20 protein-coding genes are annotated in these 19,568 nt (G+C 69.3%); 10 read left to right on the top strand and 10 right to left on the bottom strand.

From position 1 onward, the window contains the following. Positions 1-16: 16 nt before the first annotated feature. Positions 17-604 carry a MarR family transcriptional regulator gene (locus AB0F17_RS13125; protein ID WP_358020991.1) on the bottom strand — a complete coding sequence of 196 codons (588 nt, stop codon included), beginning with the start codon at positions 602-604 and terminating at the stop codon, positions 17-19. A 63-nt stretch (positions 605-667) separates the two neighbouring features. Next, a complete protein-coding gene (locus AB0F17_RS13120) occupies positions 668-1,630 on the bottom strand; it encodes a helix-turn-helix domain-containing protein (RefSeq protein WP_358020988.1) in 963 nt (320 codons plus the stop codon). Between the two features lie 149 nt (positions 1,631-1,779). Here AB0F17_RS13120 and AB0F17_RS13115 point away from each other — a divergent pair, with 149 nt between their 5' ends. Genes AB0F17_RS13115 through AB0F17_RS13095 form a run of 5 tightly spaced genes read left to right on the top strand, consistent with a single transcriptional unit; the run spans position 1,780 to position 7,632 of the window. After that, complete coding sequence (locus AB0F17_RS13115) at positions 1,780-2,655, top strand: branched-chain amino acid ABC transporter permease (RefSeq protein WP_358020985.1); 876 nt, start codon at positions 1,780-1,782, stop codon at positions 2,653-2,655. Then, positions 2,616-3,824, top strand: coding sequence for an ABC transporter substrate-binding protein (locus tag AB0F17_RS13110; protein WP_358020982.1), 1,209 nt, complete (start codon positions 2,616-2,618; stop codon positions 3,822-3,824). Before AB0F17_RS13115 ends, AB0F17_RS13110 begins: the two co-directional genes overlap by 40 nt. Beyond that, the gene (locus AB0F17_RS13105) at positions 3,821-5,515 is read left to right on the top strand and encodes an ATP-binding cassette domain-containing protein (protein ID WP_358020979.1); all 1,695 of its coding nucleotides are present in this window, start codon (positions 3,821-3,823) and stop codon (positions 5,513-5,515) included. Before AB0F17_RS13110 ends, AB0F17_RS13105 begins: the two co-directional genes overlap by 4 nt. Beyond that, positions 5,515-6,198, top strand: a complete 684-nt coding sequence (locus AB0F17_RS13100) for an ATP-binding cassette domain-containing protein (protein ID WP_358020976.1) — start codon at positions 5,515-5,517, stop codon at positions 6,196-6,198. Before AB0F17_RS13105 ends, AB0F17_RS13100 begins: the two co-directional genes overlap by 1 nt. Positions 6,199-6,216: 18 nt before the next feature. Continuing rightward, positions 6,217-7,632, top strand: coding sequence for an amidase (locus AB0F17_RS13095; RefSeq protein ID WP_358020973.1), 1,416 nt, complete (start codon positions 6,217-6,219; stop codon positions 7,630-7,632). Here AB0F17_RS13095 and AB0F17_RS13090 read toward each other — a convergent pair. Continuing rightward, positions 7,619-8,224: a dihydrofolate reductase family protein gene (locus AB0F17_RS13090; protein ID WP_358020970.1), complete on the bottom strand. Its 606-nt coding sequence runs from the start codon at positions 8,222-8,224 to the stop codon at positions 7,619-7,621. The genes AB0F17_RS13095 and AB0F17_RS13090 overlap by 14 nt on opposite strands. Positions 8,225-8,473: 249 nt before the next feature. Here AB0F17_RS13090 and AB0F17_RS13085 point away from each other — a divergent pair, with 249 nt between their 5' ends. Next, positions 8,474-9,019: an RICIN domain-containing protein gene (locus AB0F17_RS13085; RefSeq protein ID WP_358020967.1), complete on the top strand. Its 546-nt coding sequence runs from the start codon at positions 8,474-8,476 to the stop codon at positions 9,017-9,019. A 137-nt stretch (positions 9,020-9,156) separates the two neighbouring features. On the opposite strand, the gene AB0F17_RS13080 is transcribed toward AB0F17_RS13085, so the two are convergent. Then, positions 9,157-9,576: a MarR family winged helix-turn-helix transcriptional regulator gene (locus AB0F17_RS13080; protein WP_358020964.1), complete on the bottom strand. Its 420-nt coding sequence runs from the start codon at positions 9,574-9,576 to the stop codon at positions 9,157-9,159. Positions 9,577-9,636: 60 nt separating this feature from the next. Between AB0F17_RS13080 and AB0F17_RS13075 the strand changes: the two genes are divergently transcribed. After that, a complete protein-coding gene (locus AB0F17_RS13075) occupies positions 9,637-10,437 on the top strand; it encodes an alpha/beta fold hydrolase (RefSeq protein WP_358020961.1) in 801 nt (266 codons plus the stop codon). Between the two features lie 63 nt (positions 10,438-10,500). Here AB0F17_RS13075 and AB0F17_RS13070 read toward each other — a convergent pair whose 3' ends face one another. From AB0F17_RS13070 to AB0F17_RS13055, 4 genes are all read right to left on the bottom strand, one after another. Then, entirely contained in the window at positions 10,501-11,874 is a 1,374-nt protein-coding gene (locus AB0F17_RS13070; protein ID WP_358020958.1) for a hypothetical protein, read from the bottom strand. Between the two features lie 2 nt (positions 11,875-11,876). Next, positions 11,877-12,542 carry a TetR/AcrR family transcriptional regulator gene (locus tag AB0F17_RS13065; protein ID WP_358020955.1) on the bottom strand — a complete coding sequence of 222 codons (666 nt, stop codon included), beginning with the start codon at positions 12,540-12,542 and terminating at the stop codon, positions 11,877-11,879. 32 nt (positions 12,543-12,574) lie between these two features. After that, positions 12,575-13,420, bottom strand: coding sequence for an NAD(P)H-binding protein (locus AB0F17_RS13060; protein ID WP_358020952.1), 846 nt, complete (start codon positions 13,418-13,420; stop codon positions 12,575-12,577). Positions 13,421-13,539: 119 nt separating this feature from the next. Then, on the bottom strand, positions 13,540-14,526 hold the full coding sequence (locus tag AB0F17_RS13055) for a hydroxyacid dehydrogenase (protein ID WP_358020949.1): 987 nt from the start codon (positions 14,524-14,526) through the stop codon (positions 13,540-13,542). 423 nt (positions 14,527-14,949) lie between these two features. On the opposite strand from AB0F17_RS13055, the gene AB0F17_RS13050 reads away from it, so the two are divergent. From AB0F17_RS13050 to AB0F17_RS13040, 3 genes are read left to right on the top strand one after another with little or no spacing between them, the layout of a single operon-like run. Further along, positions 14,950-15,846, top strand: coding sequence for an ABC transporter permease subunit (locus AB0F17_RS13050; protein WP_358020946.1), 897 nt, complete (start codon positions 14,950-14,952; stop codon positions 15,844-15,846). Continuing rightward, positions 15,843-16,709 carry a carbohydrate ABC transporter permease gene (locus AB0F17_RS13045; RefSeq protein WP_358020943.1) on the top strand — a complete coding sequence of 289 codons (867 nt, stop codon included), beginning with the start codon at positions 15,843-15,845 and terminating at the stop codon, positions 16,707-16,709. The genes AB0F17_RS13050 and AB0F17_RS13045 overlap by 4 nt, the downstream gene beginning before the upstream one ends. A gap of 27 nt (positions 16,710-16,736) precedes the next feature. Continuing rightward, a complete protein-coding gene (locus AB0F17_RS13040; protein ID WP_358020940.1) occupies positions 16,737-18,311 on the top strand; it encodes a DUF3502 domain-containing protein in 1,575 nt (524 codons plus the stop codon). A 259-nt stretch (positions 18,312-18,570) separates the two neighbouring features. Here AB0F17_RS13040 and AB0F17_RS13035 read toward each other — a convergent pair whose 3' ends face one another. After that, positions 18,571-18,999: a MarR family transcriptional regulator gene (locus AB0F17_RS13035; protein ID WP_358020937.1), complete on the bottom strand. Its 429-nt coding sequence runs from the start codon at positions 18,997-18,999 to the stop codon at positions 18,571-18,573. Next, on the bottom strand, positions 18,999-19,415 hold the full coding sequence (locus AB0F17_RS13030) for a hypothetical protein (protein ID WP_358020934.1): 417 nt from the start codon (positions 19,413-19,415) through the stop codon (positions 18,999-19,001). The genes AB0F17_RS13035 and AB0F17_RS13030 overlap by 1 nt, the downstream gene beginning before the upstream one ends. Positions 19,416-19,568 lie beyond the last annotated feature (153 nt).

Below are 19,568 nucleotides of genomic sequence, written 5' to 3'. Positions count from 1 at the left end.
GTGAGCGCCGGGCGGGTCAGCCTGCTTCGGGCGCGGCCTGACGGCGGCGACCGCTGCGACGGGGGGCGGGCTCGGCACCGTCGAGCAGCGCGGTCCTGCGCGCCTCGCCCTGCTCCTCCACCTGCAGCACGACCTTGCGCAACCCATCGGCCATAGCCCGGCATTCGTCATCGTCGAGTCGAGCGGTGACGAAGGTCTCCTCATCGTTGAAGTCGGGGAAGAGCCGCCGCATGAGCACCTCGCCCTCCTCGGTGAGGCTGAGCAGCAACAGCCGCCCATCGGAGGCGTGCTCCGCGCGCTTGACCAGGCCGCGCGACTCCAGTGTGCGAACGACGCCGGTCAGCGTGCCCTTGGAGATGCCGGCTTCCTCCGCCACGTGGCGGCTCTCCGACTCCCCCCAGATCCACATCACCCAGAGCACGACGAACGCGGTCCAGCTGAGATCGCTGCTCCTCAGCACCGCGTTCTCCAGATGCTGACGGACCGCCGCCGCGGCGCGGTAGATGTTGGCCACCAGCGCCATGCGCTCGTGGCGCACCGGCGTGCCCCCGAGCTTCGCCTCGGCTAGCTTCTCCGCCTCGGTAATGGATCGCTGCCCGGGCACGCGGCCACTCCTTCGCCTCTGAGCCGAAATTCGTTCGGACCCAAATCATACCGGCAGGCCTTGCTACCTGTGGCGGACGATCTCACCAGGTGACGCGGTCGCCTCGCGCCGGAACTCGCGAGGTGAGATCCCGTACTCTGCCCGGAACAGCTTGCTGAAGTGGCTGGGGTCCTTGATCCCCCAGCGTCCGGCGACGGCCTGGGCGGGCAGGCCGGCGAGTGCCGGGTCGGCGAGGTCCTGGCGGATGCGGTCCAGCCGCCGGCTGCGCACGTGGTCGCTGACCGGCCGGCCCTGCTGCTCGAACAGCTTGTGCAGGTAGCGCACCGAAACGTGGTGGGCGGCGGCGATCGTGCCGGGGAGCAGGTCGTCCCCGAGGTGGCGGTCGATGTGGTCCAGTATCCGCTCCAGCAGGGAAACGCCCTCACCGGCCGGGCCTGGCCGGGACGACTCGCACAGCACCGTCCTGAGCATGGCGGTGACGTGGTGGCCCAGCTCGTGCCCGGCCAGCGGACCCAGCTCCGGCGCCTGGTCGGCCAGCTCCATCAGCATGGCCGCCAGGATCCGGGCGCTGGGCAGCCGGAGGATCTCATGGTTCGCGGTGACGCCGCGGGCGGTGCCGAAGAGAGGATCCGCCGGGATCGCCGCGATCCTGATCAGGAAGTAGCGGTAGGGGCCGTCGAACTCCAGCCGGAACGGCCGCGAGCCGCAGTAGAGCGTGAACTCGCCGGGGGACAGCGAGGCGAGGCGACCGTCCTGTTCCAGCCAGGCGTGTCCGTACCGGACCAGGCCGAGGAGATGCTCACCTTCCGGCACGGCCGTCGAGCGGAGGGAGTTCACCCGTACCCGCTGCTCGCCGGCGATCTCGCACGCGCCCAGCAGGCCGAAGCGGTACGGCCGCATCTCCGCCTGATAAACTTGGCCCTCATCCCGCACGAGAACCGCGTCGGACGCGTGCGTACCCGGGCGTGCGGCGGGGTCGAGATAGCCGTAGACGAGGGTCCCGTCCGGTCTCTGCTCGTAGGGCATGGCTACTCCTCCACCAGCCGTTGCGCGTCACTCAGTGTCGTCCCAAGCGCTGGAAGACCACAAGTGTGCGCTGTCGCACCAGTTCGTCCGTCACCTCGCGGCCATCATCTGAGCATTCCTTCTGGTCAACAGGTGAAAGGCGGACCAGCGTGGACGTTCTGCTCGCCATCTTGAGCCAGTTCGGGCTGTACGGTCTGCTCACCCTCGGCGTCGCGATCGTCTTCGCCGCGCTGCGGGTGGTCAACCTCGCCCAAGGCGACCTGGCCATGACCGGCGCTTACGTGGCCGCCACCGCCACCACCGTCGCGTTCGGGTGGCGGGTGCTGCTGGCCCTCGTGCTGTCCGTCCCGCTGCTGATGGTGATCGAGCGGGCTCTGCTGCGGCGGCCGCTGGCGGACGGCCTGGCCACGATGCTGGTCACCTGGGGTGTGGGCATGGCGCTGCGGCAGGGCGCCGAGTTGCTGTTCACCTCGACGTCGCGGACTGTCGCGGCTCCCGTGGGGAGCACGGTCGAGGTGCTGGGCACTCCCTATCCGGCGTACCGGCTGATCTCCGCCCTGGTGGCCGCGGCCGTCATCGGCGGCGTCCTGCTGGTGGCCTACCGGACGGGCTGGGGGCTCACGCTGCGCGCGGTCGCGGACAACGCCACGATGGCGGCGCTGCTCGGCACCGATCCGCGCCGGATACGGACCGCGGCCTTCGTCGCCGGAGGGATGCTGGCCGTGCTGGCGGGGGTCCTGTACAGCCCGCTCCTGGCGGTGAATCCGACCATGGGCTTCGGCCTGCTCGTGCCCGTGTTCTTCGCGCTGCTGTTCAGCCGCCCGGGCGCCCTGGGGACGGCTGTCATCGCGGCGCTCCTGGTGGCGGCCCTGGCGGTGCTGCTGCGCACCTGGCTCACCGACACCCTCGCCGACGCGCTCTTCTACATCGTCGTCATCGGGGCCGCGGCGCTCCGGTCGCGTTCCCACATACGGAGGTTGCTTTCATGGTCCCGACGCATCCTTACTCCCGCACGGCCGTCCTGACGATCACCATGACCGCCCTGCTGGCCCTCACGGCGTGCAGCGGCTCGGCCGTCTCCAACTCCGCGGGCGACACCGGGGCGGCGTTGAAGATCGGCGTGGTCCTCCCGCTCACCGGCCCGGTGAGCGATGCGGGCAAGGCGCTCCAGCGCGGCTTCGAGCTCGGCGTGCAGAAAGTCAACGACAGCGGAGGGGTCAACGGCAAGAAGGTCGAGTACGTCGTCGTCGACGACGCCGGCGACCCGGCCACCTCCACCCAGCTCGCCCGCAGGCTCATCCAGCAGGATCACGCGTCGATGCTGTTCGGCACCATCACCGGCGACACCGCGGAAGCGGTGAGCAAGGTCGCCGACGACGCCAAGGTCCCGTTCGGCACGGCCATCCTGGGCGACACCGAGCGCTGCTTCCCCTACTCGTGGGGCTTCGGTGAGTCCACCCGCCAGATACTCCTGCCCAGCGTCCCGGAGATGATCCGCACGTACGGCAAGCGGGTGGCGATCACCGGATCGGACTACAACTACCCGCACTTCTACGCCGGCATCGTCAAGGAACTCACCAAGTCGGCCGGCGGCACGATCGTCGCGGAGGAGTACAGCCCGCTCGGCCAGACCGACTGGCAGGCGGTCATCACCCGGCTGAAGGACGCCAAACCCGACGTGCTGTTGTCCATGGTGGTCGGCGCGGACGCGGTGGCCTTCAGTCAGCAGGCCAAGCAGTTCGGGCTGTTCACCGCCAAGCTGGGGTACGACGGCGCACCGTTGGACGCCGACTACTACCCGGCGCTCGGCGACCTGGTGAACGGGCGCACCCACATCGTGCGCTGGACCGACCAGCTCGACAACGCCGAGAGCAAGAAGTTCGTCGCCGACTACCGGGCGAAGAACAAGTGGACGCCGCCCGTTCCGGAGGTCGCGGGGAACGCCTACTTCGGCATCCAGTTCTTCCTGGCCGCCGCGGGCAAGGCCGGCGGCAACGACCCGCAGGCGATCAACACCCAGATCGGGCAGTTGCGGTTCGACTCCCCGCTGGGGAAGGGCACGCGCTTCGAGCCGGCCAACCACCTGCTGCAGGCGAACATGCTGGAGACCACCATCGAGCCGGGCGGCGCCTACAAGGTGACGCGCGACCTCGGCCCGATCGCCGACACCGTGGCCAAGCAGGGATGCTCGTGAGCGCCGCTGGGCGCAGGGGCAGATTCGCCGTGGCCGCCGCCGTGCTGGTCCTGCTCGCCCTGGCGGCGGCGCCTTTCGGGCTCAGCGCCTTCGCCGTCGCCACCTTGACCCTCGGTCTGTGCTACGGGCTGTTCACCTATGGCCTGGACCTGGCATGGGGGCGAGCCGGACTGCTCAGCGTCGGCCACGCGGCCTTCTTCGGCTGCGGCGCCTACGCGGTGGCGCTGAGCGAGGAACACGGCGTTCCCTTGGCGCTCGCGCTGGTCGTGGCCCTGGCCGCGACGACCGTGCTCGGGCTGATCGTGGTCAGGATCGGCCTGGCGTCCGGCATACCCGACGCGCCGCTGATCCTGCTGACGCTGGGGGTCAGCCTGCTCCTGCAGAAGGCGGCGACCACGCTCACGTCGGTCACGGGCGGGACCAACGGCCTGGCGGTGTCCACCTCGGACGTGGTCACCACCTACTACCGCACCCTGGTCACGGTCGCCGTGGTGGTGGGGCTGTGCACCTGGCTGATCGTCCGCAGCCGGTTCGGCGCCCGGTTGACGGCCGCCGCTCGCAACCCCGAACGCGCCGCGCAGTCGGGGATCGACACCGTCCGCGTCCGGTCGGCCGCCTTCGCCGCGAGCGCGGCCGTCTCGACGGTCGCCGGAGCCCTGTACGCCCCCGTCGCCGGGCTGGTCTCCCCGCCGGTGTTCGGCCTTGGCCTGTCGACAGGTGTCCTGGTCTGGCTCGCTCTGGGCGGCCGGGAATCCACGCTGGGCGCCCTGCTCGGCGCGGGCGCGCTCACGATCGGCCAGCAGATCCTGGGCCCCACCTGGCAGGGCTGGTACATCCTGGCGCTCGCCGCCCTGTTCGTCCTGGTCGTCCAGGTGGCGCCGGGCGGCCTGGCCGGGCTCGTCCGCGCCCGGCTCGCCCGTGGCGCCCCCACCCTGACCCTGCCCCCGGCCGCCGCACGGCCCGGACGGCCTGGGCCGGCGCCCGCGCCAGGTGCGGAAGCCGCCCTGTCGCTGCGGGGGATCGCCAAGTCCTTCGGCCCTGTCCGGGTTCTCGACGGCGTGGACCTCACCGTGCCGCCGGGCCGGTGCGTCTGCCTGATCGGGCCCAACGGCGCGGGCAAGAGCACCCTGCTGGCCATCGTCGCCGGTCAGCTCGCGGCCGACGCCGGAACACTCGACATCTTCGGCCGGGACGCCTCCGCCGTACCGGTGCACCGCCGGGTCGCCATGGGGCTGGGCCGCATGTTCCAGATCCCCAGCGTCATCACGGAGCTGTCCCCCGCCGACAACATCCGGCTGGCGCGCATGGAGGCACCGGCCCGGGCCGACCTGCCGGAGGAGTACAGGGACCTGGAGACCGACGACGCGATCGAGGCGGGCACCCTCCCGCTGGCCGACCGGCGGCGCCTGGAACTGGCCATGGTGCTCGCCGGAGCCCCGCGACTGGTCCTGCTGGACGAGCCGGCGGCGGGCATGGGACGGCAGGACGCCTGGCGGCTCACCCGGGAGCTGAAGCAGGTCGCCGTACGGACCGGCTGCGCCATGCTCGTCGTCGAACACGACATGGAGATCGTCAGGGAGCTCGCCGACGAGGTCGTGGTGCTGGACGGCGGCCGGATCATCGCGCACGGCCCCATGGACGCGATCGTGACCGACACGGCCGTGCGCGAGGCCTACCTGGGGGCACACTGATGCTCACGCTGAACGGACTGTCCGGCGGATACGGCCAGGCGAACGTCGTCCACGGGGTGGACATAAGCGTCGCCGCGGGCGAGGTCGTCGCGCTCCTGGGACGCAACGGAACCGGCAAGACGACCCTGCTGCGCACGGTCTTCGGGCTGGCCGACCGGCAGGGCGGCGAGGTCGTCTTCGACGGCCGCACCGTACCGCCGGGCCGCCCCGACCTGCTCGCCAGGTGGGGCGCCTCCCTCATGCCCGAGGACCGCGGCGTGTTCCCGTCGCTGACCGTCACCGAGAACCTCCGCCTGGCCACCCGGAAGGGATTCGTCCCCGCCGCCGACCCGCGAGAGCTGTTCCCGCTCCTGACCGAACGGGCCGGCCAGCCGGCCGGCACCCTGTCCGGCGGGCAGAAACAGCAGCTCGGCGTGGCCCGGTCGATCCTGGCCGGGCGGCGGATGGTGGTGATCGACGAGCTCACCCAGGGCCTGCAACCCTCGCTCGTGAGCGGGGTGCTCGCCGCGCTGGCCGCCGTCGCCGCCGACGGCGCCGCCGTGATCGTCGTCGACCAGCACGCCGGGCTGATGCTCGACTGGTGCCACCGAGCCGTCGTCATGGAGGCGGGCCGCGTCGTGCTCGACGCGCCCACCGGCCCCGAAACCCGTCAGCGGCTCGACGAGCTGCTCATGGTCCGCTGATCCCTGTCTGGAGCTGAAATGGATCCCTTCGCCGCCGCCACCGATCTCGCCACGGCCATCCGCAAGCGCGAACTGAGCCCCGTCGAGATCGTCGAAACCTACCTGGAGCGCATCGACCGCTACGGCCCTGACCTCGCCTGCTTCGTCTGGCGCAACGACGACGACGTGCGCGCCGCCGCCAGACGGGCCGAGCAGGCCGTCGCCGACGGCGAAGACCTGCCGCCCTTCCACGGCGTGCCGATCCCGATCAAGGAACTGACCGAGGTGGAAGGGCAGCCCGCCACCTACGGCTCCCTGGGCGTGAACGACCGGCCCAGGCCCGGGAGCGAACCGGTGGTCAAGCGCTTCCTGGACGCCGGGTTCCTGCTCATGGGCCGCACGAACAGCCCCGAGATGGGCCTGCTGTCCACCACCGACAACCGCCGCTTCGGCAGCGCCCGCAACCCCTGGGACCCCACCCGCAGCCCAGGCGGGTCCAGCGGCGGCGCGGCGGCCGCGGTGGCCGCCGGGCTGAGCCCCGTGGCGCACGCCAACGACGGCGGCGGCTCGATCCGCATGCCGTCCTCCAGCTGCGGCCTGGTGGGGCTCAAACCCAGCCGGGGGCGGGTCCCGCAACAGGTGGCCGCATGGGAACACGCCACCGTCGAGGGAGCCATCACCCGCTACACGCGCGACGCGGCCGCACTGCTCGACATCATGTCCGTACCGGACCGCCTCGCCTGGTACCAGGCGCCCGCGCCGGAACGCCCCTTCGCCGACGAGGTGGGGCGCGACAGCGGGCGGCTGCGCGTCGGCCTGCTCACCCAGGCGCCCACCGGTATGCCGGTGGACCCCGTCTGCGTCGAAGCGGCCGAGCGGGCGGCGCGGCTTCTGGAGTCGCTCGGGCACGACGTGTTCCCCGTCTCTCCCCGCTTCTTCACCGAGGAGGCCATCACGGGGTACGCGCAGACCGTGCTGGACGCCGCCCTGTGGGCCATGCCGTACGACCAGCCGGAACTCGCCGAAGCACACCTGCGCCGCCGGATGGAGCGCGCGGCCACCAGGCACTCCGGCGAGTACGTCCAGGCCGCGTTCCGCCTGCAGCTCGAATCCCGCGCCGTCGTCGCCCAGTGGGGCGGCGACTTCGACGTCCTGCTCACCCCCACCATGGCCTGCCCCCCGCCGCCCGTTGACGCCGTGCTGCGGGAGGCCAACGACAACCCCGACGGGCTGCGGGTCACCGAAACCCAGATGATCTCCTTCACCGCGGTCTGCAACATCACCGGCCTGCCGGCGATCAGCCTTCCGCTGCACACCTCCCCCACCGGCCTCCCGATCGGCGCCCAGCTCGTGGCGGGCCCCTGGGACGAGGCCGTGCTCATCCGGCTCGCCTCCGCCCTGGAGACGGTGGACCCATGGCCCTTGCGCCGCCCCGCACGCTTCACAGTGAGCTGAGTGAGGGTTTGCCCGCCCATTCGTAGGTGGTGTACACGACGCCGGCGTCGGTGACGGTCGACCCGGTGACCTTCAGCCCGGCCGGAGTGGTCCCCTCGGCGAAGAGCCGTTTTCCCTGGCCGAGGATGACGGGGAAGACCAGCAGGCGGTACTCGTCGATCAGTTCGGCCTGCTGCAGCGTCCGCATGAGGTCGCTGCTGCCCTGGACGAGGATCTCTCCGTCGGTGCGCCGCTTGAGATCGGCGACCGTCTGAGCGGCCTCGCCCACCAGGACCTGGGTGTTGCGCCACTCGGCGGTCATCGGCGTCCGCGTGGCGACGTACTTCGCCATGCCGTTGATCTTGGCGCCACCCTCCTCGTCGGGCACGCCGGGCCAGTGCGAGGCGAGGATCTCGTACGACCTGCGGCCCAGAAGGATGCCGTCCGCGCGCTCGAACTGCTCGCTCATGATGCGGCCGAACCCCTCATCCACGTGCGGAGGCAGCCATCCGCCGTACGGGAATCCGTTGGAGTCGTCCTCGCCGGCCCCGCCGGGACCCTGCATGACACCGTCCAGCGACACGAAGGTCGAAACCACCAGCCTGCTCGCCATCTGCCCACTCTTTTCGCTCGTGGTGCGGAAAGCGGGTCCGTCCGGCCCCGCCGTCTTCCTGTGCCTTCAGCTTGGCGGAACCCATTTACGGAATCCTTAAGGCCGTCCTGCAGCGACGGTCAGGGCTGCCGATCAGGGGCTACTTGGAGCGCGACACGAAGATCAACACATACGGCAACTCCCCGATACGCTGAGTGATCCGTGTTACTACGGACCTGCTGATCTTTCGAGAGCGTCTCAGGAGGTTCGATGACACTCATTCATGCTGGTCAAGCCGTTGCTGTCGCGGCTGCTCTGCTGGCCGGCCCGTTCACCACGGCGTCAGCGGCGAACGCCGTCACCGCCGGCGCGCCGGAGCGGCTGCTCCCCAAGTTCTCGGCGACCCTGGTGGCCCGTCACAGTGGCAAGTGCCTGGACGTCTCGGGCGTCAGCACGGCCGACGGCGCCAACGTCCACCAGTGGACCTGCATCAACGGACAGGCCAACCAGGAGTGGAACTTCGTGGCGACCAGCGATGGTTACTACACCCTCCGCGCCACGCACAGCGGCAAGTGCCTGGACGTCTCGGGCGTCAGCACCGCCGACGGAGCCAACGTCCACCAGTGGACCTGCCTCTTCGCCCAGCGCAACCAGGAATGGCGGCTCGTCCAGAAGGACAACGGCTACTTCTCCCTGGTCGCTCGTCACAGCGGCAAGTGCCTGGACGTGGCGGGTGTCAGCACGGAGGAGGGGGCCAACGTCCACCAGTGGACCTGCCTGCCCGCCCAGCGCAACCAGGAGTGGCGACTCGCCTGAGCGACACGGCCGGGCCGCGTTCCCGCGGCCGTAGCCTGCCGGGCACAACGAAAGAGGCCTTCACCACCTTTCCGCTGGTGAAGAGCCTCTTTCTGCTGGTTACGGCAAGAGCTGGTCACGGCAGGACGCGTGAGAGGCTAGGCATCGCCGCCCTCGTTGAGGCGCCGCAGCAGATCGAGCAGGGTCGCGCGGTCCCCTGGCGACAGGGTCGAATAGCAGGTGGCCAGGACCTCGTCGGCGACCTGGTGCCCCGCGTCGAGCACCTGCTCGCCGGCGGGTGTCAGATGGTGCTCGATGCGTCGCCCATGGCCCGGCCTGCGCTCGATCAGGCCCTGCGCCACCAGTCGGTTGGCGAGTGTGCCGAACGCCTGCTCGCTCTGGAACGTCGCCGCGGCCAGAGCACGGGCCGATGCCCCTGGTGTACGGCTGATCGCGCGCAGGGCGTCCCACTGAGCCAGCGTGGTGCCGACGGTGGCGAGCCGGCTGTCCAGCGCCCGGTGCTGCCGGTACTGGGCTTGCTTGACCGCTCTTCCAAGGACTTGCAGTTCACCGGGCATGGACCCAGTCTAGCGCTTACTCAACTAGCTTATATCAACAAGTTTAGTTATGGTGTGGCCATGCCTGCACCCCGCACCATCGCGCTCTATCCGGACCTGCCGCTCACTCTGTCCGAGGCCGGAACCGGCCGGCCCGTCCTGGTCCTGCACGGCGGTGGCGGCCCCGCCACCGTCGCCGGGCTCGCCGACCATCTCGCGCGGACCACCCACACCATCGCTCCCACCCACCCCGGCTGGGACGGCACCCCCCGCCCTGACCGGTTCACCGGCATCGACGACCTCGCCCTCGCCTACCTGCACTACCTGCGCGACCATCACCTGTCCGACGTGCTGGTCATCGGCTCCTCACTCGGCGGCTGGACCGCCGCCGAGATGGCCGTACTCGACAATGCGGGAATCATCACCGGGCTCGTGCTGATCGACCCCGTCGGCGTACACGTCCCCACCGAACCGATCAGAGACTTCTTCGCCCTCGACGCCCGCGGCGTCGCCGAGTACTCCTGGCACGACTCGGCCCGCTTCTACGTCGACCCCGCCGGCATTCCCGCCGAGCAACTCGCCCTCCGGCAGGCGAACATGGCCACCATGCGCATCCTGGCCGGCGACCCCTACATGCACGATCCCAAGCTCGCGCACCGCCTGGCACGCGTCCACCTGCCTACCCTGCTGCTCTGGGGAGAGAGCGACCGCATCGTCACCCCCGCCTACGGCACGGCGTACGCGGCCGCCTTCGGCAACGCCCAGCTTGAGATCATCCCCGAGGCCGGCCACCTGCCACAGATCGAACAACCGCGCGCCACCCACGCGTTGATCGACGCCTACCTGCACCAGATGAGCACCGCTTCCATCAATGCTCAGTGACCATTCGCGGCCCGCGGGCGAGAAGACACCGCGAACCTCAGGCGATCTTGGATGCGGCTATGGTCACGGTTTGGCCAGCGGGATGATCCTGCGGTACTTGCCCCCGGGCGCCCGCTGCGGCGGCTCCTCGGCGCGTTCGAGCGTGACGTCACCGACCTTGTGCTCGGTGAGCAGGTGAGTGATCTCACTGCACACCGCCTCCCACACGCGGTCGGCGTCGGCGCTGTCCTCGGGCTGCAGGCGCACGCGCAGCGTGGTGGGCGTTGTCTGGACGATCTGGAACTGTTCGATGCCGGGGGCGCGGTCCAGCAGGGTGCCGAAGGCCATGGGCGAGATGCTGACGTTCTCGCCGCGACCGGTGGGGAAGGTGAGCATGTCGGCGGCGCGGCCCCGCACCCGGATGGCGGGCAGCGGGCTGCCGCACGGGCAGGGATCGGGGCGGAGCAGGACGCTGTCACCGAGGTCGTAGCGCAGGATCGGCTGAACGCGGTTGACGAGGTTGCTGAGCAGGACCGTGTGCGACCACTCACCCGGCGCGACCGGCCGGTGGTCGGCGTCTACCGGCTCGAGCACGGCCCAGTCGCTGTTGACGTGGTACCAGCCGTGCCGGCAGCCGACGCTGAGGAAGCCGCACTCGGTGGCGGCGTAGGCGACGCGCACCTTGGCACCGAACGCGGTGGCGAGCCGGTCCAGATCACCCGCCGTCGACGTCTCACCGCCACCGATGATCAGCACCGGGTGGATGCGCAGGCGACCGGCTTCCTGCTCGCCGGCCAGCAGCGTGAGCATGCTCAGGAAGCCGACCAGGATCGCGGGGTTGTACCGGTTGAGCTCGGCCGTCAGTTCCGGCATCGGCTGGTGTATCGAGAAGACCCGCATCGCCCGGCCGAGCAGCGGGCTGTCCCGGCGGAACCGGGCCGTCCCGGCGGCACTGAGAAAATGGCCGCCGGGTGCGGACATGATGGCGCTACGGCCGGCGCGGGCGAGGGTGCGGAGGACGTCGCCGACTCCCACACCGGCGCCGGCGCGTGACCCGAGGGAGGTCTCCACGGCCATGCTCCGCTCATCCATCAGGAAGATGCCGCGCACCCCGCTGGTGCCGGTGGTCGTGGCCACCAGGTACCGGCCGCAGAACCGCTCCCCCACGAGGGTGGGGTCGGCCACGAACGCCTGGACTCGCTCAAGGGTCACCTCGCTATCGGTGACCCAGTCGTCGAAGCGGCCCATCAGCGTCTTCTTGTCGGTGACCGGCAGCAGCGTGGGGTCGTCGACCTGCTCCGGCAGGTCTCGGTACAGCTCGCGGTAGTACGGCGAGTTGGCGCGGGCGTAGCCCACCATCTCGGCCAGGTGGGCACGCTGCCGCCGTGCGATCGCCGCAGGTCCTTCGCGCATGGCGCGTCGCGCGTCGCGGGCGAGTTGCCGGGCGCTCTCCTTCATGATCAGTTGGTCCCTTCTCCGGCGGACGCCGGTGGCGCCGGGGCTCGTTCGGTGGGCGGCCGCACCGAGAGCAGGCCGGACATGGCGATGTCGAGGCCACGCTGGGTGGCCTCCCACAGTTCGTCCTGCGACCGGCCGAGCTGGACACTCGTCAGGCCCGCCTGCTGAATGGCGCCCAGCAGGGATCCGGTCATCGCCGCCGCCGTGATCGGGTCCAGTTGGCCGGGGAACGCCTGCACCAGCTCGTCGGCGATCCGTTGCTGCAGCTCCAACAGCATGTACAGGCTTTTCGCCTGGAGCGCCGGCGAGGTCAGGACCAGCCGGGCCGTTGCCGACAGCTCCTCGGGCTCCCGGCGGGGAACCTTGGGCCGTCGGTGGGCTCGGTATTCCTGGACCATCCTGCCCAGCACCTCGCCCGGACTCTCCTGCGGCCCGCGCTTCGCGATCGCCTCGAGCATCACGTCGTAGTCCCGCCCGACGTCGACGAACAGCACGTCGTCCTTGCTGCGGAAGTAGTTGGAGAACGTCTTGGGGTCTACATCCGCCGCCGCGGCGATCTGCGCCATCGTGGTCTGCTCGTACCCCTGCTCCTCGAACAGCCTGATGGCCGCCATGACGATCCGCTGTCTGGTCAGCCGCTTCTTCCGGTCGCGCCGCGTCTCCTCCATGACCCAAATATACGCATACTAGAACTTTCCTATCAACCGGAATATTGCGCGTTCCGCAGATTTGCGCCGAAGGCGTGCGCGTGCTCGGCCGCCCACGAGCGGAACGTGCGCGCCGCACCCGCGGTGACCTCCTCCACGGTGGCGGTGACCGGCGCCGGGCCGTTGGCCATCTCGGCCTGGGCGCGCAGGATGCCGTCCACGGCCTCGGGTGGCCAGCCTCGGGCCAGCATCTGCCGACGGGCATCCTGCGGGGAGGTCTCCTCCCAGCGCACCGGGCGGCCGATCGCCTCGCCGATGACGCGCGCCTGCTCGGCCTGGGTCAGTGAGTGCGGCCCGGTCAGCTCGTACACGGCGCCGGCGTGTCCGTCCCGGGTCAGTGCCCGCACCGCGACCGCCGCGATGTCCCGCTCGTGCACCAGGGACATCGCGGCCTGGCCGTACGGCGCACGCACCACGCCCTCCGCGCGGATCTGCTCGGCCCAGCGCAGGGCGTTGGCCGCGAAGGCGTGCGGGCGCAGGATCGTCCACTCCAGCCCGGACCGTTCGATCAGCCGCTCGGCCTGCCGTTCATGCTCACGCACCGCCGCCGATGACAGATAGACCACCCGGCGGGCATGCTCGGCCGCCACCGCCAGCACCGCCTCCAGCCCCTCAGCCGAGGCGAACGGCCAGACCAGGAACACCGCCCCGACGCCCTCGACAGCGGCGTACAGGGAATCGAGCACCGACAGATCACCGCGCACGCTTTCGGTGCCGGGCGGGAGCTCGGCCGGTCCTCGGGTCAGCGCGCGTACCTCGGCGCCGGCTTCGAGCAGTTGTGCTGTCACCTGACGGCCGACCGTGCCGGTCGCTCCGGTGACCAGAATCCGTTGTGGCATCCGATGTCTCCTATCGAAGGATCAACTGATGCTCAAACGTAGGAGGACCGGAGAGGATGACCAATGCTTTGAAGTGCGGAATTCATACGCGATCGTCTAAGTGCTGGACGCCTAGCCCGTCAGGCTGCCCTTTCCATGTCGTCATAAGTCACCCGATGCGCCAGCGGCAGCCCGGCGGCCAGCCGCTCCAACTCGTCCAGCACGGCGGCGCCCATCCGGGACAACTCATTGCCATGCGAACCGGCGATGTGCGGGGTGAGGAAGGCGTTGGGCAGGTCGAAGAGCTGCGAGTGCGGCAGGAGCGGCTCGGGCTCGGTGACGTCGAGGATCGCCGACAGCCGTCCCGACTTCAGCTCGGCCACCAGCGCGTCGGTGTCCACCAGGCTGCCCCTGGCCGTGTTGATCAGCACCGCGCCGTCCGGCATCAGTTCCAGGCGCTCGCGGTCCAGCATGTGCCCGGTCTCCGGGGTGGCCGGAGCGTGCAGGCTGACGATGTCGCTGCGGCTGAGCAGCTCTTCGAGTGATGCCTGCCGTATCCCCTCGACGCTGGTGTAGGGGTCGTACAGGCACAGGTCCAGGTCGTAGGGCGCGAGCAGGTCGATCACCTTGCGGCCGATCCGGGAGGCGCCGACGATGCCCACCCGCCGGCCGTAGTTACCGACCGAGGGCTGGATCTGGGCGAGGGTGAAGGTGCGCTCGCGCCGGTAGCGCTCGCTCAGGGTGAAGACGCCCTTGCCGGCCAGCAGGATCGCGCCGACGGTGTATTCGGCCACCGGCACCGCGTTGGCGTCGGCCGCCGAGGAGATCAGCAGGCCGCGCTCCCAGCAGGCCGGGGAGACCAGGTTCTTCACCGAGCCGGCCGCGTGCAGCACGGCTCGCAGCCTGGGGGCGGCGGCCAGCAGTGCCTCGTCCAGTGGGGGGCAGCCCCAGCCGGTGATCAGGATCTCGGTCTCGGCGAGGGACAGGCGGGGATCGTCGAACCGCTCGGCGACCAGCGTCACGTCGATGTCCGCGATCGCGTCCAGACGCCGCAGCAGGGGCGCGGGGAAGAGCAGCGCGAGATGTTCCTCGTGCAGGGCGAGCAGCGCCTTGGGGCGGGTGGACACGGAGAGGCCCTCCAGTTCGTAGATATCGGTTTCTACGGTAGGACCACGGCCTCCCAATGGTCAACGCTTGCCCGGAAGTCAATGTTCACGCAGGTAGCCGCATCTCCCTTGATCAAAAAGTAGTCATTTGTAACGTATACGTAACGCATTCTTGTGGGACGAGCTGTGCAGTCGTAGCGTTCGCAGAGACCGGTTTCTATCGCCGGACAGCTCCGCCAACCATCGCGGCGGATGTCAGAGCCCAGAACTGCCGTGATGCCCAATCTGGAGGAATGTCATGAACTGCACCCGATGCCACCGGCCGAATGTGGCGAGAGAGCAGTCTTGGCGATGAGCAGGGTGGAGACCAGGCAGGAAACGCAGACGAGACCGCCGTCAGAGCCGCCCAAGAGCAAGCGTCGCGTCCGGTCCAGGAGGGCGCGGGTGAGCCTGGCGGCCGGGCTGCTCGCGCTGCCGGCGGTCATCTACTTCGTGGTCTTCAACTACCTGCCCATGGCCGGGCTGGTGGTCGCGTTCAAGGCCTTCGACGTCTCTCAGGGCATCTTCGGCAGCCCCTGGAACGGCCTGGAGAACTTCAGGTACTTCCTGGATTCCGGGGACGCGGCGCGGATCATGTTCAACACGATCTTCCTCAACGCCCTGTTCCTGGCCACGACCCTCGCCGCGGGGATCACCCTGGCGATCATGCTGAACGAGATCCGGAGCACGCTCTTCAAACGGGTCTCCCAGTCCGTGGTCTTCTTCCCCTACTTCGTCTCCCCCGTCGTGATCAGCATCATGTTGCAGGTCTTCCTCGCGGGCGCCTCCGGCGGGGGCGGGGCCGTCAACGACATGCTGAACGTGTTCTCCCTGCCCACGCTGGACTGGTACACCGAGCCGGGACCGTGGCCGTGGATCCTCACCGTGGTGAAGGTCTGGCAGCTGGGCGGGTACATGAGCGTCATCTTCCTGGCCGCGATCACCGGGATCCCCGAAGAGGTCTATGAGGCCGGGATGATCGATGGCGCGTCGAGGGCGCAGATGGCCTGGCGGATCACTCTTCCGCTGCTGCGGCCCACTGCGGGGGTCCTGACGGTGCTGGGTGTCGGCCGCATCTTCTACGGCGACTTCGGCACCATCTACGCGATCGTCGGTGACAACGGCACCCTCTTCGACACGACGGACGTCATCGACACGTACGTGTTCCGCGCCCTGCGTCAGCTCGGCGACTTCGGCACCACCGCCGCGGTGGGCCTGTTCCAGTCGGTGATCGGGTTCATTCTCGTGGTGATCGCGGTCATGATCCAGCGCAAGTACGCCAAGGAGACCAGCGTCCTATGAGCCGTAGAAAGCTGGAGCCCTTCACGATCATCAGCATCATCGGCGTCGGATTCGCGGTGCTGGCCTGCGCCATCCCGTTCTGGCTGATCATCTCGGGGTCCTTCACCAGCGAGGTGGACCTTGCGGTGACCGGGTACAGCGTCTTCCCCTCGGCCTTCGACCTCACCGCGTACAAGATGATCTTCACCGGTCCGGCGGTGCTCGACGCCTACATCGCCAGCGTCTTCATCACCGTGGTCGGCACCGCCCTGTCCCTGGCCGTGACCTCGGGGGTGAGCTGGGTCATCGCCCGGCGCCTGCCGTACATCAGCCGGCCGCTGACCGTCTTCGCCTACCTGCCGATGCTGTTCACCGGAGGGCTCGTACCGCTGTACCTGCTGGTCACGCAGTATCTGCACCTGCAGAACAGCTACTTCGCCGTGATCCTGCCGCTGCTGGTCGCCCCGTTCCTGGTCTTCATCCAGGTGAGCGCCTTCCGCCAGCTCCCCGCGTCGATCTTCGAATCGGCCAAGGTGGACGGCGCGGGCGAGCTGCGGATCTTCTTCCAGATCGCGCTACCACTGTCCAAACCGATCCTCGCCGTCGTGGGCCTGTTCTATGCCGTGCACTACTGGAACGAGTGGTTCACCGCGCTGCTGTTCCTCGACGACGTCCACAAGTTCCCGCTCCCCCTGGTCCTGCAGAACCTGATCTCCAACATCTCGTTCACGCAGATGCTGCCGCAGCTCGCCGAGCAGGCGACTCCGGTCTACCAGCTCCGGCTGGCCCTCACGGCCGTCACGATCGGCCCGATCCTGCTGGCCTACCCCTTCGCCCAGCGCTACTTCGTCAAAGGCATCACCCTTGGCGCCACCAAGGGCTGACCTCGCTCCCCCCACCAAGGAGACACCGTGTCTGATCAGAACCTGTCTCGGCGCGGCCTGCTGAGCGTCGGAGGTGGCCTCACCCTCGCCGCGCTCTTCGCCGGTGCCGGCTGCTCCTCGTCGCAGCAGCCGAAGGGCGGCCAGAGCAGCGCGCCCGGCAAGGCGCTCACGCTCAGCCTGCTGCTCCCCGGCGACGTGCCGGCCGGCTGGGACGCCGTCCTGGCCGAGGTCAACAAGAAGCTCCAGGCCGACCAGGGCTTCACCATCAAGCCGCAGTTCATCCCGTGGGCCAACTACGGCCAGCAGGCGCTGCTGAAGTTCACCGCCGGCGAGAGCTTCGACACCGCGCTGCAGGCCCGCTGGCTCAACATGACCCAGCTCGCCGCCAGCGGCTCGATCGTGGAGCTGAGCTCCCTGCTCAGCAGCGGCAAGTACCCCAACCTGACCGCCACCATAGACCCCAAGATCATCGAGCTGAACCGGTGGAGCGGCAAGCTGTACGGCCTGCCGCAGATCAACTCGGTCGCCCGCTTCCACCACTTCGCCATCCGCCAGGATCTGGCCGACAGGTACGGCATGAGCGAGATCACCGACTTCGCCGGCCTGGAGAAGTTCTGGTACGACGTCAAGCAGAAGGAAAAGGGCATCACCCCGATCGGGGTCAACTCCCGCATGCCCAAACTGCTGGTCGCGTGGAACCCGGTCGGCTGGCTCAACCCCTCCATGTGGGAGAACCCCCGCACGAGCATCTCGTCCTTCACCGGCGAATCGCTCGCCTTCGTCCTCGCCGCCGACGGCAAGCAGACCGGCTCCGCCAACCCGGTGCCGTTCTGGGAGGCGCCGGGCATGATGGACGCGCTCCGCCTGGTACGCAAGTACTACCAGGACGGTCTGATCAACAAGAACGCGCTCACTGTGGACTCCAAGGCGCTCGAATCCCAGTTCAAGGCGGGCCGCATCGCCACGGGATGGGCCATGACCGACGGCCTGACCTCGCAGATGCTGCCCGAGCTGACCAAGAACGTCCCCGGTGCGATGCTGTCCAACGTGATCCCGCTCAAGGGCGGCAAGGACGCCAAGCCGTACCAGACCTTCCAGGCCGACAACTTCCTCGTGCTCAACGCCAAGGGGCAGAGCAACGAGAAGGCCCTGCAACTGGAGGACTGGCTGTCGATCAAGGAGAACCACGACCTGATCACGTACGGCATCCAGGGCAAGGACTGGAACCCCGTCGGCGACGACAAGTACGAGATGCTGTCCACCTACACCTTCCCGGGCTTCGCGCTCTCCTGGCGGGCCAAGCTGGAGCGCCGGATCAAGGACATGACCGCGTCCGAGGCGGCCTGGTTCGACTGGGCGCAGCAGGCCGACAACTTCACCATCGACCCGTACGCCAGCTTCACCCCCGACCCCGAGCCGGTGAAGCGGGAGAACACCCAGGTCACCGCCGCCATGACGCAGTTCGCCAATCCCCTGTTCATCGGCGCGGTCGACGTCGACCAGGGGCTGGACAAGCTGAAGAAGGCCCTCGACCGGGCTGGCCTGGCCAAGCTGCAGACCGAGATGGCCAAGCAGGCCGACGCTTACCTCAAGGGGCAGTGACCACTACCTCATTGGCAGTGACCACCACCTCAAGGGCAGCGACCACCACACGGCGCACCAGGCCCTCCCGGATCTTCCCGGGAGGGCCCGCCTGATGCGACCGCGCCGTCCGGGGCCCGCGAGGAGGGCGGCGTCGCCATCGACCCGCGCCCTGCCGCCGTCGTTCACCACCTGTCTCCCGGAGGGCATCCCGGTCGGAACCGCGCGGGCGCCGTCAGCCACCAGGTGACGGGGTGACGGCGCAATACCGTGGGGCGCCTCAGGAATCGGGGTGGGCCAGGCGGGCGAGCAGGGTGACCGCGTCGTTGAGGACCACCGGCTTGAAGAAGCGCGCGTCGACCTGTTCGACGGCGGCGATCGCGCGGGGCGCCAGCTCGGCGCCGGCCGCGGTGACCCGCAGCCGTTTTGCCCGGGTGTCGGCGGGATCGACCTCGCGCTCGACCAGTCCTTTGGTCTCCAGGGCGCGCAGGACCTGCGAGGTCATCTTGACGTCGGTGCCGGCCTGGCGGGCCAGAGCCAGCTGGTTGGGGTGCTCCCCCTGGGTGTTGAGCCACCAGGTGCAGGCCAGCAGCACGAACTGGACGTGCGTGAGGCCGAGGGGGACCAGGGCGGCGGCGATGTCGCGCTGCCAACGCAGCGTGGCGTGCCAGAGCAGGAAGCCCGGGCTCTCGCCAGGACTGAGAGCCATCAGCCGCGCGCCCGCTCGACGAGGGCGGCCATGGTGGCCGGCCAGTCGGCGGTGACCGCCGGGCCGATCTGTGGCCCGAGTTCATCGGCCGCAGCACCCGTGATCTCCATCCGGTACACCACCCGAGTGCGGAGTCGCTCGCCCCGGTCAAGCCGGTGGACAGTGCGCAGGAGCAGGCCGTCGATACGAGCCTCGTCCACGAACAGCTCGTCGGCAGTCGCCTCGGCGACCCGCAGGCGCACCGGGTCCTGCCCGGCCGGAGTCATCACGATCTCAGCGCCCGCCGCGAACGGGCCACTGATCTGGGTGCTCTCGATGTCGGCGTTCCAGGCTCCCCAGCTCTCGACATCGGCCCACAGGCGCCAGATCGCCTCGGGCATGGCATTGGTCTCGATGCTGTGCTCGTACGTCCACATCAGTGGCGCTCCCCGCTCTCGATATATAGTCAATGCGGAGACTATCTATGCGAAGACTATCTGTCCAGGTGGATCCTCGAACCGCCGCGCGAACAACGCCGTCCGTCCTGGGTGCGTCGACTTTGCGCAAATTTATGCGTGCAAGTCACATCA

The organism is Nonomuraea sp. NPDC026600, assembly GCF_040638335.1.
Lineage (GTDB): Bacteria > Actinomycetota > Actinomycetes > Streptosporangiales > Streptosporangiaceae > Nonomuraea.
This window is presented reverse-complemented; position numbering and strand designations above follow the sequence as displayed.